This window comes from Agromyces intestinalis, from assembly GCF_008365295.1.
In the GTDB taxonomy this organism is placed as follows: domain Bacteria; phylum Actinomycetota; class Actinomycetes; order Actinomycetales; family Microbacteriaceae; genus Agromyces; species Agromyces intestinalis.
This window is the reverse complement of record NZ_CP043505.1, coordinates 1066297-1079770: the sequence shown is the minus strand read 5'-3', so window position 1 is coordinate 1079770 and position 13474 is coordinate 1066297. Positions and strand designations below refer to the sequence as shown.

Below are 13474 nucleotides of genomic sequence, written 5' to 3'. Positions count from 1 at the left end.
CCGTTAGTGTTTCGATGTGGATCGAAACTTCGTCGACTTCCGGCTGGCCGCCGACGACCTCAGGGCGATCCGGTTCGGCATCTCGCCGGGGCACGAGCTCTGCCACGCGGTGCGCGTGCTGCAGCGGCCGGAGGGCCACCCCATGCAGTGGGGCTGGCTGCGCGGCGTGCGCGGGCGGCTGCCGCGCGACGCCTTCGAGCTGCTCGCCGACGTGATCGGCGTCGACGGGTACTTCCCCGACTTCCTCACCTCGACGCCCGCGTGGGACACCACGCCCGACGACGAGGCGGCGCGCCTGCGCGAGGTGTCGATCGAGCAGGTGCGCTTCGACCTGCACAAGATGGTGCTGCGTTCGAGCGGCGCCAGGCAGCGGCGCATCCTCGACCTGATCGACGACCCCGTGCCGGCGCGTGAACGACTTGCCGACGCGTGTCTGCTCGTGTGGGGTGCAGCGCTCGAACCCGTCTGGCCGCAACTCGAGCGCATCCTGCGAGCCGACATCGCGGTGCGGGCGCGACGGATCGCGAGCGACGGCATCGCCGCGACGGTCGGCGCGCTGCACGCGTCGGTGAGCTGGAGCGGCGATGCGGTGCGCGTGCAGCTGCGCCGGTTCTCGGACACCATCGACTGCCGCGGGAGCGGACTCGTACTGGTGCCGTCGGTCTTCGGCGGATCGGGATGCAATGTGCTCACCGAGGAGGGGGTGCAGCCGACGCTCTTCTACCCGGCCCAGGGTGTCACCGAACGGTGGGCGCGCGACCAGGTCGGCGTCGCCGACGCACTCGGGGCGCTGCTCGGCGAGACCAGGGCGCGGATCCTGCTGACCGCGCACGCAGCCCGCACGACGTCGCAGGTCGCCGCCGACCTCGGGCTCGCGATCTCGACCGCATCGCACCACCTCGCCGTGCTGCGCGACGGCGGGCTGGTTACGTCGACCCGCGCCGGCGCGCGCATGCTGCACGAGCGCACGCCGCTCGGCGAGGCCCTCGTCGGCGGCGCGGGCTGACGGCCGCGCGACTACTCCAGGTTGTCGACCGGTGTCTCGGGGTCGAGCGGGTCGCCCTCGCTCGCGCTCGTCACGGTGGTGCCCTCGACCCCATCGACGTCGACGTCGACATCGGCGTCGAGGTCGGGGTCGGCGTCGGTGTCCTCGGCGTCGCGGCGCTCGGCCTCGAGCTCGGCGGCGTACGCCGCTTCGGCGTTCGGGTCGAGCGCTCCGCGCGGGTTGCGATCGAAGTCGAACGGTTCCTCCAACGGATCGACGAAGTCGGTCATGCGATGCTCCTCACTCAGCGGTTCTGGGGTCTCAACGGGTCTGGAATTCGGATGCGCTCGCCGCGTCGGGGCGCGCCCAGCGCAGCACGCGCAGGGCACGCAGCGTGTTCCACGGGCTCGGCTCGCCCTCGGGGACATCGATCTCGTACGCGTCGTGCCCGCGCTTCGGCCGGCCGGCCGGCCACCGGCCGTCATCGAGACGCTGCGAGCGCATCACCTCGAGCGGATCGGCCAGGCGCGGGTCGGGCGCCGGGCTGGACTCGCGGAAGTAGTCGAGCGCACGCAGCAGGTCGTACCACCAGTAGGTGGGGAAGGAGAGGTCGAGATAGCGCTGCTTCACGACCTCGCCCGTGGATCGTCGACGGTACAGCTGCCGCTCGAGCAGGTACTCCTCGCCCCGCCGACGGGCCGCTCGCACGGTATCGAGCTGCGCGGGATCGGCCCCGTCGGCGCCCGCCCCGATCGCCCGCTCGTAGCCGAGCAGGCCCTCGAGCACGCAGAGCGTGGTGTCGATCGACGAGCGCTCGGAGTCGGGCTCGCAGTTCCACCCGCCGTCGTCGCGCTGCTCGTCGATCAGTCGCCGCAGCATCTCGTCGCTGCCGGGCCCCAGCTCGCCGAAGTACGCGGCGTTCGCCAGCACGCCGCCGTTCACGCAGGCCTCCTCTTCGCCGGAGAAGTACGGTCGACCGTCGAAGTACCGCCACGTCACGCCGCTGCGGACCCGCGCGATCGCCTCGGCCACGGCCGGATCGGCGGGGTCGGAGCCCAGATTGCGCAGGATCTGCAGTGTCCACATCACGCTGTTGCGCGCGCCGTCTTCGCCGTACTCGTGCTCGCCCCAGTACCCGTCGTCGGCCTGCTGCGCGAGCAGCTCGGCGCCCCAGCCCTCGCGGGCGACGCGAGCGCGCTCGGCCGCCACCTCGTCGGCGGGTGCATCGAGCAGGTCGCGCCGCACCTGCCAGCGGATCGCGGGGTCGGCTTCGAGCAGCCAGTCGGTCACGTCCATTCGGCCATGCTGGCGGATGCCGCCGACATCGGGAACCCCTTGACGGCCTCAGCCTCGCGCGATCGGCCGGTTGCCGACGAACACGCCGGTCGGGTCGAACCGACGCTTGATCTGCGCCAGCCGCTCGACCACCTCGGGCGGATAGGCGTCGGCGAGCGTGGTGCCGACGCCGAGGAAGCTCGGCACGCCGCCGGTGGCCGGGTACTTCGCCGCGAGCTCGCGCAACGGCTGCAGCGCCGCGGCCGGGTCGATGCCCGGGCCAAGCAGCACCACGCCGGCGTTCATCAGCAGCGGCGCGTGCAGCGCGCCGACCGCCGACCGTTCGGCGCCGAGCTCGTCGGCGATCGCGCCGCCCAGCACCCGAAGACCGCACCGCCCGAGCCCTCGCTCGGCCCCCGCGAGGAACGCCGCGACGAAGTCGCTCGCGAACGCCTCGTCGAACCCGCTCAGCGGGCCGCCGAAGTCGACCGTGGGCATGGGGTCGACCGGCTCGGCTGCGACCGCGGCGAGCGAGCCGATGGTGAACGCGGTGAGGGTGTTCGCGACGGGTTCGGCGATCGAGAGCAGCCGTTCGGCGTACGCGCGACCTTCGGTCTCGTCGCCGACGTGCACCATCGCGACCGTGGCGACGGTCTTGCCGCGCATCGGCTCGGGCACGATCGGCACGTCGGGGAAGCGCATCATGCCGACCTCGAGGCCGAGGTCGGGCGCCTGCCGCGACAGGTCGAATGCCGCGGTGATCGCCGCCACCGCGTGGTCGGGCGCGAACATGAGGCTGCCGCCGAAGAGCGCGTCGCCCGCGTGCAGCGCGAGCTCGATCTCGGTGACGATGCCGAAGTGGCCGCCGCCGCCGCGTAGCGCCCAGATCAGGTCGGGGTCGTCTGCGTCGGAGAGCTCGAGCTCGTCGCCCGCAGCGTCGACGAGCCGGGCGGTGATGATCGAGCGCGCGGTGAGACCGTAGCGGCGGCTGAACATCGAGTGCCCGCCGTTCAGCGCGAGCCCGACGATGCTCACCTCGGGGTTGGAGCCCGCGAGGGCGACGAGGCCCGTGCCGTCGAGTTCGTGGAGCGCGCGGCCCCAGTTGACCCCGGCGCCCGCGCGCAGCACGCGTGCCGGCACGTCGACGGCGAGCTCGTCGAACCGGCTCGTGCGCACGAGGACGACCCCCTCGAGGTCGCCGTCGGCCCCGTGCCCGTTCGGCTGCACCGTGACCTTCAGCCCGGCGCCGGCCGCGGTGCGCACGACCGTCTGCAGTTCGCGCACGTCGGCCGGGGTCACGATCGCTGCGGGGCGCTGGTCGACCGCGAGGTTCCACGGCTGCCTGGCCGTGTCGTAGTCGGGGTCGCCCGGCAGCACGACGGTGCCGGTGATGGAGGTGCGGAGCTCGTCGAGCGCGGTCATGGTCGTCCTTCCGTCCACTGGGGCACGCTAGCGCGGGCCGGTGACATCCGCACCTGCCCGGACGGCCCTCAGGGCCTCGGGACCTCGGGACCTCAGGACGTGCCGCTCCACGCCGCAGGCACGAGCACCCAGGCGACCTCGGCGCCGGTCTCGGGGTCGGCGGCCCAGTTGTGCGGCTCGCGGCCCGGGAAGGTGAGCGAGTCGCCCGCGGCGAGCTGCTCGGTGCGGTCGACGAAGTGCACGACGAGCGAGCCCGAGATCACGTGCAGCACCTCGACCTCGCTCGAGATCGTGTAGAGCTCGGTGCCACCGGATGCTGCGGGCTGCATGCTCGACCGGATGATCTGCACACGCGACTCGCTGCGCGGCGAGACGAGGCGTTCGACCACGCCCGAGCCACCGAGGTTGATGAGCGGCGCCTCGTCGAGCGCGACACGCTGGATGTCGGGTTCGGCGAAGAGCGCGCCGACCGGCAGTGAGAGCACCTGGCAGAGCTGCACGAGCGTGGCGACACTCGGCGAGGTGTCGTCGCGCTCGAGTCGCGAGAGGAAGCCCTTCGTGAGACCGCTGGCCTCGGCGACCTGGGCGAGGGTGAGGCCCTGGGCCTTGCGGGCGTTGCGGATGCGCGCGCCGATCGCGACGGGTGCACCGCTGGGGCCGGGGTGGACTGGACGCACGGGCGAACTCCTCATTGACAGCGTCGGCGGGCGCGCGTACCGTGACCGCTAGGTTTACCTCAGAATATCGAAAGTTTACTGCTATGCAACCTGCTTCTGATGAGGGCACGCCGATCGGCCCGGTCGACGCGAGTCGCGTGCCGCGCTTCGCCGGCATCGCCACCTTCGCCCGCCTGCCGCGTCTCGACGAGGTCGAGCACGCCGACATCGCGGTCGTCGGCGTGCCGTTCGACAGCGGGGTCAGCTACCGCCCCGGCGCCCGGTTCGGCCCAGCGCACGTGCGCGAGGCATCCCGGCTGCTGCGTCCCTTCAACCCCGCCCAGCGGGTGTCGCCCTTCGCCGTGCAGCAGGTCGCCGACGCGGGCGATCTCGCCGTCAACCCGTTCTCGATCGACGAGGCCGTCGCCGAGATCGAGCAGGGCGCCCGTGCGCTCGCCGACCGGGCCGAGCGGCTCGTCGTCATCGGCGGCGACCACACCATCGCCCTGCCGCTGCTGCGGGCCGTGCACGCGAAGCACGGTCCGGTCGCCGTGCTGCACTTCGACGCGCACCTCGACACGTGGGACACCTACTTCGGCGCGCCCATCACCCACGGCACGCCGTTCCGGCGCGCATCCGAAGAGGGGCTCATCGACCTCACTGCGAGCATGCACGTCGGCACCCGCGGGCCGCTCTACGGGGTCGACGACCTCGCCGACGACGAACGGCTCGGGTTCGCGATCGTGACGAGCGAAGACGTCGAGGAGCACGGCACGGCCGCGGCGATCGAGCGCATCCGCGCCCGCATCGGCGACGCGCCGCTGTACATCTCGATCGACATCGACGTGCTCGACCCCGCGCACGCCCCGGGTACGGGCACCCCCGAAGCCGGCGGCCTCACGAGCCGCGAGCTGCTGCGCATGGTGCGTGCGCTCGCCGATCGGCGCATCGTCGGCGCCGACGTCGTCGAGGTCGCCCCGGCCTACGACCATGCCCAGCTCACGGCGGTCGCGGCATCCCACGTCGCCTACGAGCTGATCAGCGCGATGGCGCCCCGCCCCTGAAGGAGTCCGACATGACCACTCGAGAACCAGACGCCGACGAGGTGCGTCGCGCCGCGGCCGAGATCGTCGACGCGTTCGCCGCGACCGACGGCGAGCGCTACTTCACGGGCTTCTCGCCCGATGCCACGTTCCTGTTCCACACCGAGCCGGCTCGCCTCGACGACCGCGCGAGCTACGAGCGCCTGTGGGGCGAGTGGGTCGAGAGCGGCTGGCGGGTGCGGTCGTGCGAGTCGTCGGGCTCGCACGTGCAGACCTATCCCGGCGGCGCCGTCTTCAGCCACGACGTCGCGACCAGTGTCGATACCGGCGACGGCGGCGTCGAGTCGTACCGCGAGCGCGAGACCATCGTCTTCCGCGTCGCCGACACGGGTGCCGCCGACGGCGCCGACGCCCGCGCCCTCATCGCCGTGCACGAGCACCTCTCACCGGCCCCCGCCTGATCCATCCACCCCCTCGTACCCCAGGAGGAGCAATGTCGCTCTACACCCGCCTCGACCGCCACCTCGAACAGCAGGCCGACAACGCCGGCCCCATCCGCGGCACGCTCTCGCTGCGCCGCATCGGCATGATCTGGCTCGCCGCGAACCTCGTGGTCACCACCCTGCTCACCGGCACCCTCTTCATCCCGGCCGTCGACTTCGGCACCGCGTTCGCGATGATCGTGATCGGCACGGTGGGCGGCGCCGTCGTGCTGACGCTCGTCGGCAACATCGGCACCCGCACGGGCCTGCCGACGATGGCGCTCACGCGCGGCGCATTCGGCACCAACGGCAGCCTGCTGCCGGTGACGGCGAACGTCGTCATCCTGATGGGCTGGAGCTGGGTGCAGGCGATGCTCGCCGGCGTCACCGTCGACTACCTCGTGCACAGCCTCACGGGGTTCTCGAACCCCATCCTGTTCTCGGTGCTCGCGCAGACCCTCGTGGTCGTGCTCGCGATCTTCGGGCACGAGGGCATCGCGCGCGTCGAGCCGTGGCTCGCGGTGCTCATGCTCGCGATCATCGCGTGGATCTTCATCACCGCGTTCACGACGTTCAGCCCCGCCGAGTTCCAGGCCATCCCGGTCGACGAGTCGCTCGGGCTCACGCCCGTCGTGGTGCTCGACATCGTCATCGCGACGGCCATCTCGTGGACGGTGCTCTCGGCCGACTTCAACCGGCTGGCGAAGTCGAGCCGGGCCGGCATCATCGGGTCGGGCATCGGCTACACGCTCTCGACGGTCATCTCGATGACGCTCGGCGCGGTGGCGCTCGGCTACGTCATCCTCTCGGGCGGCGACGCGGTGGCGTTCGATCCCGGCACGATCGTCGGCGCCTTCGGTGCGCCGCTGGCGATCGTCATCTTCCTGTCGGTCATGGCCACGAACACGATGGTCGTCTACGGCATGGTCACCTCGGTCGTGAATGCGCGCATCGGCAGCCGCCTGCGGTTCCTGCCGACCGCGCTCGTGCTCGGCCTGATCTCGATCATCGGGTCGACCTGGCTCGGGCTGCTGAACCAGTTCACCGACTTCCTCGTGATGATCGGCGCGTTCTTCGTGCCGGTGTTCGCGATCATGATCGTCGACTACTACCTGATCAAGCGGTCGGCGTACAGCCGTGACATCCTGCAGCGCCGCGGCGGACGGTACTGGTACACCGCGGGCGTGAACTGGATCGCGGTCGCCGTGTGGGTCGTGGGCGCGGCCGTCTCGTACCTGTGGACGTACGTGTGGCCGCTGCCGGTCGGCGCGACCATCCCCGCGTTCGCGTTGACGTTCGTGCTCTACCTCGTGGCGATGCTGCCCGATCGCGCGCGGCATGTGCGCGAGCGCAGCGAGCACCTCGCCCAGTCGGTCGGTACGCATCAGGCGGGCGGGTCGGATCAGACGGATGCCACGAGCGAGACGGATGTCGCGACGGATGCCACGGCGTGAGGTGACGGGATGCGCGAGCTGAGTCATCCGATCTCGACCGGGATGCAGGTCTACCCGGGCGACCCCGACGTGCGCATCGAACCCGCCCTCGAGCTCGCGCGCGACGGTGTCGACGTCGCCCGGCTGCACCTCGGCTCGCACACGGGCACCCACCTCGACGCGCCGTCGCACAGCATCCCCGGCGGGCGCACGACCGGGCGCATTGCGCTCGACGAACTCGTCGGCGACGCGCTGGTCGTGCACCTCGTCGGGCTCGCGCCGCGGTCGACGTACGGGCTCGATGCGCTCGAGTCCGCACTCGCCGGCGGGCTGCCTGAGCGCGTGCCTCCGATCGTGATCGTCGACACGGGCTGGGCGGCGCGGTTCGGCTCACCGGCCGCGCTGGATCACCCCGCCCTCGACGCGGATGCCGCGGCCGAACTGATGCGCCGAGGCCTGCGCCTGCTCGCCGTCGACACGCTGAGCCCCGACCCGACGGTGGCGGGCGGCACGTCGTTCCCGGTGCACGAGGTCGTGCTCGGCGCCGACGCGCTCATCGTCGAGAACCTGACGGGCCTCGACGGGCTGCCCGAGCGCGTGCGCGTCGGGTTCTTCCCGCTGCCGATCGATGCCGACGGCGCGTCGGTGCGGGCGGTCGCGTTCGTCGACGACTGAGCCGCCACGACCCGACACGCGTGTCAGGGCATGATCCACTCGGCGTCGTCGGGCACCTCGAGCGGCGGGCCCGGCAGGCCCGGCTCGTCAGGAGCCATGCGGCGCATCGACTGCTCGGGCGACCAGTCGTCGCGCAGCACCTGCGCCCACTCGGCGAACCCCTGATCACCGGTCAGCCTGGCGAGGGTGTCGAGTTGCCACGAGTGAATGACGTGATACGACTGGTTCTGCCACAGCGGGCTCGCGCAGTACTCGGCCTGCACGCAGTAGTACGACACGCTGCCCTGCACTCGCACGAGCGGCAGCATGCGGTCGACGACGGTCGTCACGGCGCCGTCGAACAGCTGAGCGGCCCGCGGGTCGCCTGTGGCGCGCCAGTAGTCGTACAGGCCGAACGCGGCGAACATCTGCCCGTTGAGCACGAGTAGCGGTGGCTGGTTGCCGGCGTACTCCTCGAGGTAGAGGTGCCGGTCGATGACGAGCGACGACCACGGGCGGTCGGGGGAGTACGACTGCGAGAAGCTGCCGAAGGTTCGAGCCGCGGCGGTCTGCCACTTGGGGTCGCCGGTCGTCGCGGCGAGCCGCGTGAACAGCGACAGCGCCTCGCCCTGAGCCATCGCCGACCACCACGGCGTCTGCATGACCCTGCCGTAATAGCTCCACGGGAACCGGTACGGGTACCACCAGGCGCCGTCGCGCTCGACTCGGATGTCGACGAGCCGCTGGGCGTTGCGCTTCGCGCGGTCGAGCCACATCGTCGTGCCGGTGCGCTGGTACTCGACCAGTGCCGAGAGCCCGTACTGCGCGTACGCGACGGGATGGTCGGCGCGCTCGCCGGTGTCGGCCCGCCGGTAGATCGCCAGCCCGGTCGCGTCGACGGGTCGCGACGGCGAGTGCACGTCGATCGGAGGCCGGTCGGTGTACGGCAGCGGCTGATCGGTCGAGAGGGTCCACCCGGTGGTGGCCCAGTTCCGCAACGGCTCGGTCGTCACCGGGTACACGCACCGTGCGTTGGCCGCCGCAGCGTCGGAGACGACGGCCGCGCCGCCGAGCACGAACCGGTTCGGTGCGCCGATCTGGTCGATCGCGTCGGCGATCGCCGGGTGTGCGCAACTGCGGAGCGTGATGTTGAGGGGCGCGGCGAGCTTGCCTGCGAGTGCCGCACCGGCCAGCGCGTCGGGGAAGTCGGCGCCGGTCGCGAGGAACGCGGAGTCGGCGCTGCCCGCGGAGAAGAACCCGCGGGTGATCAGCGCGGCCGTCTCGTACCGGTCGGCGCCCCCGTACCGGGTCACGTGCAGCCCCGCGCGTTCGAGTTGCGTCTGGATTCCGGCGGAGACGGCGCCCGGGCCACCGGCGATGGTCACCGAGGTGACGCCGAGGCGGGCGAGCGCCTCGGTCACCTTCGCGTCGACCGCGCTGCGAGTGCCGTCGACGAGCACGACCGGCGCACGCCGGGCCCCGGCTGCGCCACTGGCGGCAAGCGCGTCGGGGAACGTACGGCCGGTCGCGATGATCGCGTGATCGGCTTTCCGGAATGCCGCGTTCACGACCGCCAGGCCGGTCGCGTAGCGGTCGGCGCCGCCCAGGCGTTTGACCGGCGCGATGCGTGCGAGATCGGCCTGCACGGTCGCGCCCACCGCGGCGGGGCCGCCGACCACTCGGATCTGCGCCGGGGCGAGACGCTTCAGCTCGGCGCGCACTCGGGCCGGCAGTGCGCCTGTCGGCGTGAGCAGCAGCGGACCGCCGGCGAGTGCCGCGGCTGCGGCGGCCGACAGGGCGTCGGGGAAGTCGGTGCCGGCCGCGACGTAGGCGACGGCCACCCCGGGTTCGTAGCGACGTGCGATCGCGACCGCCGTCTCGTATCGATCGCCGCCGCTCAGGCGCGTGAATCCCGACCACTCGTCGAGCACCGACGCAGCTGGTTTCACGGCGGCCCGAGCGTCTCGCACGGTGCCGGCGCTCGCGGGCAGAGCCTGCGGCACGGCGAGTGCGAGGCCGAGCACGGCGGCGACCAGGGCGCCGGCCCGTCGTCGGGAGAAGCGTTGCATGTGCTCGTGACCTCGTCTGCGGACCGCCGTCGACCGCGGCCCGAGCCTAACAGCCGGGCGGCGCGCCCTCACTCGAGCGCGAGCCGCATGACCAATCGCGGGAAGCCGTTGATCACCGAATCGCTGACAGCGGCCTGGGTGAACCCGGCCCGCTCGAACAGCGACCGGGTGCCGACGTACGCCATCGTGAGATCGACCTTGGCGCCGTCGTTGTCGACCGGATACCCCTCGATCGCCGGTGCGCCGTGCTCGCGCGCGAACGCGACGGCACCGTCGAGCAGGTGATGCGCGATGCCCTGCCCGCGGTGCCCCGGGCGAACCCGCAGGCACCAGACGCTCCACACGTCGAGGTCGTCGACGTGCGGGATCTTGCGGCTGGTCGCGAACGCGGTCGCGGAACGCGGATGCACCCCCGCCCAGCCGACGACCTCGTCGCCCTCGTACGCCAGCACGCCGGGCGGGATCGGCTCGCTCACGAGTTGGCGCACGCGCTCGCCTCGTGACGGGCCGCGTAGCGACAGATTCTCTTTCGATGGCAACCGGTAGCTCAGGCACCAGCACACGTTCGATTCGGGCTTCTTCGGCCCGACCATCGTCGCCACGTCGTCGAAGCTCGTCGCCGGTCGCACCTCGATTGCCATACCCGCAGGCTGCCATGGGCCGCCGACATCGGTGAATGTGGGCTCCGGCGCTGATGCGTGCCGGGCATGGCTGGGTTGTGGGGTGCCGGAGTCGGCGGCGACGAGGGAGACTCGGGGCGAGCACCGGGTCCTCGTCGGCGACGAGGGTCGCCTCCTCACCGGGATGGGCCCAGAGCGGACGGCACAGCACGAGGTCGCCGGAGGTCGCCGCACGGCGAGTCTAGGCAGCCGCCGTCGCCTCGCGAGCGAGTGCAGCGGCCTCGCGCACCGCTTCGGCGAACGCCTCGGGCTGCTCCTGCGGCAGGTTGTGGCCGGCGTGGGGCACGTGCCGATGCACGCGCGGCCCGGTGAAGCGCGCGGCCTGGGCCGAGGCATCCGTGACCGGGAAGTTGCCGTCGGCCTCGCCGTCGAGCGTGACCGCCGGAACCGTGATCGCCGGCAGCTTCGCGAGCTCGCCCTCGTCGCGCAGGAACTCCGTCGCGCCCGGCACGTGGTTGAGCCGGTGCCGGTACGAGTGCAGCACGACGTCGACCCAGTCGGGGTTCTCGAACGCCTCGGCAGCGCGGTCGAGCACCGCGTCGTCGAACGCCCACTCGGGCGAGTTGCGGCGCCAGATGACCTCGGCGATGCCGCGCCGGTTCGCGGTGAGTCCGGCGCGACCGCGCTCGGTCAGGAAGTAGAAGAAATACCAGAACCCGGCCTCGAGCGCAGGGTCGAGCGGATGCATCGAGCCGCGGATGTCCTGGATCAGGTACCCGTTCACGCTCACGAGGGCCGCGACCCGCTCGGGGTGCAGGGCGGCGGCCACGCACGCCGCACGCCCGCCCCAGTCGTAACCGGCGAGCACGGCACGCTCGATGCCGAGCGCGTCGAGCAGGTCGATCACGTCCTGTCCGAGCGCGGCCTGCTCGCCCGTGCGCGCCGTGGCGCGGTCGCGGAAGCGGGTGCCGCCGTGCCCGCGCAATTCGGGCACGATGACCCGGAACCCCGACTCGGCCAGCAGCGGCGCGACGTCGACGTAGCTGTGCCGGTCGTACGGGAACCCGTGCAGCAGCACCACGGGCGTGCCGTCGGCGGGGCCGAGGTCGACGTACGCGACGTCGAGCACGCCCGCTTCGACGCGGCGCAGCGGCCCGAGCCGCGGGAGCGTCGCGGACATCACGACGCCCCCTCGGGTGCGTACGTGCGGCCGGCCTCGCCGGCGGCGGCCACGTCGCCGCCCCCGGCGATCCAATCGGCGAAGCGCGTCTCGGCGAGGGTCGCGTCGGCTCCGGGCAGCAGGTCGCGCTCGTCGAGGAGCGTGCCGAAGTACTGCGCGAGCGGATCTGCCACGACCTGGCGAGGATCCTCGCGGATCCGCAGCCCCTGCTGCACGATCTCGTGCAGGCGGAACCGCTCGGGGCCGCCGAACTCCACGACGTCGCACGCCGGCTCTCGCAGCACGGCGCCCGCGACCGCGGCGGCCACGTCGTCGGCCGCCATCGGCTGGATGAACGCGTTCGACAGCCGCACGATGTGCTGCACGGCGGCCGCGTCGGCGATCGACTGGATGAACTCGAAGAACTGGGTCGCGTGCACGATCGTGAACGGCCGCCCCGACCGGCGGATGAGCTGCTCCTGCGTGAGCTTCGCCGCGAAGTAGCCGCCCTCGTTGCGGGCCAGCCGGTCGGTGCCGACCACCGAGAGCGCGACGTGATGCGGCACGCCGGCCGCTTCGCCGTAGGTGAGCAGGTTGAGCGTCGAGGCGTAGAAGAACTCGTTCGCGCCCGCCTCGTCGAGGTAGCCCGAGTTCGTCACGTCGATGAGTGCCTCGGCACCGGCGAGGGCCTGCGCCAGGCCCTCGCCGGTATACGAGTCGACGCCGGTCGCGCGCGACGCGGCGACGACGTCGTGGCCGGCCGACCGGAGCCGGGCGACGATGCGGGTGCCGATGAGGCCGGTGCCCCCGATGACCGCGATGCGCACGATGATCGCCTACTTCGCGGCGGCCGCGGGCGTCGTCGGAGCCGCCGGCTGCGCGACGAGCCACTCGTCATAGGTCAGGGGGAAGAGCTCGGCGTCGGCGCGCGCCGGGGCGAGCTCGGCGCCGCGCAGCACGGTGCCGAAGTACGGCGCCTCGGGATCGGAGACCACCTCACGGGTGTCGCCCGCGGCAGCGAGGCCACGGCGGATCAGCTCGTCCATGCGGATCCTCTCGGGCCCACCGATCTCGTGGATGCCGTTCAGCGGCTCGTGGGCCGCGGCACGGGCGACGGCGGTCGAGACATCCGCGGCCGCGATCGGCTGCATGAAGCCCGTCGAGACCCGGGCGACGCCGTCGGGGCCGGTCGTCGAGTCGGCGATGCGGCGCACGAACTCGTAGAACTGCGTCGCGCGCACGATCGTGAACGGCACCCCCGACTCGGTGATGAGCCGCTCCTGCGCGACCTTCGCCCGCAGGTACCCGCTGTCGGGCAGCAGGTCGGCGCCGACGATCGAGAGCGCGACGTGGTGCTGCACCCCGTTCGCCCGCTCGGCCTCGATGAGGTTGCGGGTCGACGCGGTGAAGAACGCCAGCACGTCGTCGTCGGCGAACGACGGCGAGTTCGAGACATCCACGACGACGTCGGCGCCCTGGAGCGCCTCGGTGACGCCCTCGCCCGTGACCGTGTTCACGCCCGTGTTGGGCGAAGCGGCCACGGCCTCGTGGCCGTGCTCGGTGAGCAGTTCGACGACACGCGAGCCGATGAGGCCGGTGCCTCCGATGACGATGACCTTCATGAGTGGTGCTCCCTTTCGCCTGGTGCCGCGGACCATTCCGTCGGCCTCACCAAC

At 72.1% G+C, this 13474-nt stretch carries 14 protein-coding genes; 5 read left to right on the top strand and 9 right to left on the bottom strand.

The genetic code is table 11. The annotated features are described in order from the left end of the window. Window positions 1-16 precede the first annotated feature (16 nt). Complete coding sequence (locus tag FLP10_RS05070; RefSeq protein WP_149159887.1) at window positions 17-1006, top strand: ArsR/SmtB family transcription factor; 990 nt, start codon at window positions 17-19, stop codon at window positions 1004-1006. A gap of 11 nt (window positions 1007-1017) precedes the next feature. On the opposite strand, the gene FLP10_RS05065 is transcribed toward FLP10_RS05070, so the two are convergent. From FLP10_RS05065 to FLP10_RS05050, 4 genes are all read right to left on the bottom strand, one after another. Continuing rightward, window positions 1018-1275, bottom strand: a complete 258-nt coding sequence (locus FLP10_RS05065; protein WP_149159886.1) for a hypothetical protein — start codon at window positions 1273-1275, stop codon at window positions 1018-1020. A gap of 31 nt (window positions 1276-1306) precedes the next feature. Beyond that, window positions 1307-2281, bottom strand: a complete 975-nt coding sequence (locus FLP10_RS05060; protein ID WP_149159885.1) for a prenyltransferase/squalene oxidase repeat-containing protein — start codon at window positions 2279-2281, stop codon at window positions 1307-1309. A 48-nt stretch (window positions 2282-2329) separates the two neighbouring features. Next, the gene (locus FLP10_RS05055) at window positions 2330-3682 is read right to left on the bottom strand and encodes an FAD-binding oxidoreductase (RefSeq protein WP_149159884.1); all 1353 of its coding nucleotides are present in this window, start codon (window positions 3680-3682) and stop codon (window positions 2330-2332) included. A 92-nt stretch (window positions 3683-3774) separates the two neighbouring features. Then, window positions 3775-4359 carry a helix-turn-helix domain-containing protein gene (locus FLP10_RS05050; protein ID WP_149159883.1) on the bottom strand — a complete coding sequence of 195 codons (585 nt, stop codon included), beginning with the start codon at window positions 4357-4359 and terminating at the stop codon, window positions 3775-3777. An 83-nt stretch (window positions 4360-4442) separates the two neighbouring features. Between FLP10_RS05050 and speB the strand changes: the two genes are divergently transcribed. The 4 genes from speB to FLP10_RS05030 are packed head-to-tail and all read left to right on the top strand — an operon-like array spanning window position 4443 to window position 7971. Beyond that, a complete protein-coding gene (speB, locus tag FLP10_RS05045; protein WP_149159882.1) occupies window positions 4443-5402 on the top strand; it encodes an agmatinase in 960 nt (319 codons plus the stop codon). Between the two features lie 11 nt (window positions 5403-5413). After that, window positions 5414-5842 (top strand): YybH family protein, encoded by a 429-nt coding sequence (locus FLP10_RS05040; protein WP_149159881.1) that lies wholly within the window; start codon window positions 5414-5416, stop codon window positions 5840-5842. Window positions 5843-5874: 32 nt separating this feature from the next. Next, window positions 5875-7317 carry a purine-cytosine permease family protein gene (locus tag FLP10_RS05035; RefSeq protein WP_149159880.1) on the top strand — a complete coding sequence of 481 codons (1443 nt, stop codon included), beginning with the start codon at window positions 5875-5877 and terminating at the stop codon, window positions 7315-7317. 9 nt (window positions 7318-7326) lie between these two features. Continuing rightward, window positions 7327-7971 carry a cyclase family protein gene (locus FLP10_RS05030; RefSeq protein WP_149159879.1) on the top strand — a complete coding sequence of 215 codons (645 nt, stop codon included), beginning with the start codon at window positions 7327-7329 and terminating at the stop codon, window positions 7969-7971. A gap of 23 nt (window positions 7972-7994) precedes the next feature. Here FLP10_RS05030 and FLP10_RS05025 read toward each other — a convergent pair whose 3' ends face one another. From FLP10_RS05025 to FLP10_RS05005, 5 genes are all read right to left on the bottom strand, one after another. Then, a complete protein-coding gene (locus FLP10_RS05025) occupies window positions 7995-10019 on the bottom strand; it encodes a cell wall-binding repeat-containing protein (protein ID WP_149159878.1) in 2025 nt (674 codons plus the stop codon). 68 nt (window positions 10020-10087) lie between these two features. Further along, complete coding sequence (locus FLP10_RS05020; RefSeq protein WP_149159877.1) at window positions 10088-10660, bottom strand: GNAT family N-acetyltransferase; 573 nt, start codon at window positions 10658-10660, stop codon at window positions 10088-10090. A gap of 220 nt (window positions 10661-10880) precedes the next feature. Next, window positions 10881-11819 carry an alpha/beta fold hydrolase gene (locus FLP10_RS05015; RefSeq protein ID WP_149159876.1) on the bottom strand — a complete coding sequence of 313 codons (939 nt, stop codon included), beginning with the start codon at window positions 11817-11819 and terminating at the stop codon, window positions 10881-10883. Then, window positions 11819-12625 (bottom strand): SDR family oxidoreductase, encoded by an 807-nt coding sequence (locus FLP10_RS05010; protein WP_149159875.1) that lies wholly within the window; start codon window positions 12623-12625, stop codon window positions 11819-11821. The genes FLP10_RS05015 and FLP10_RS05010 overlap by 1 nt, the downstream gene beginning before the upstream one ends. A 9-nt stretch (window positions 12626-12634) precedes the next feature. Continuing rightward, the gene (locus FLP10_RS05005) at window positions 12635-13420 is read right to left on the bottom strand and encodes an SDR family oxidoreductase (protein ID WP_149159874.1); all 786 of its coding nucleotides are present in this window, start codon (window positions 13418-13420) and stop codon (window positions 12635-12637) included. Window positions 13421-13474: the final 54 nt, after the last annotated feature.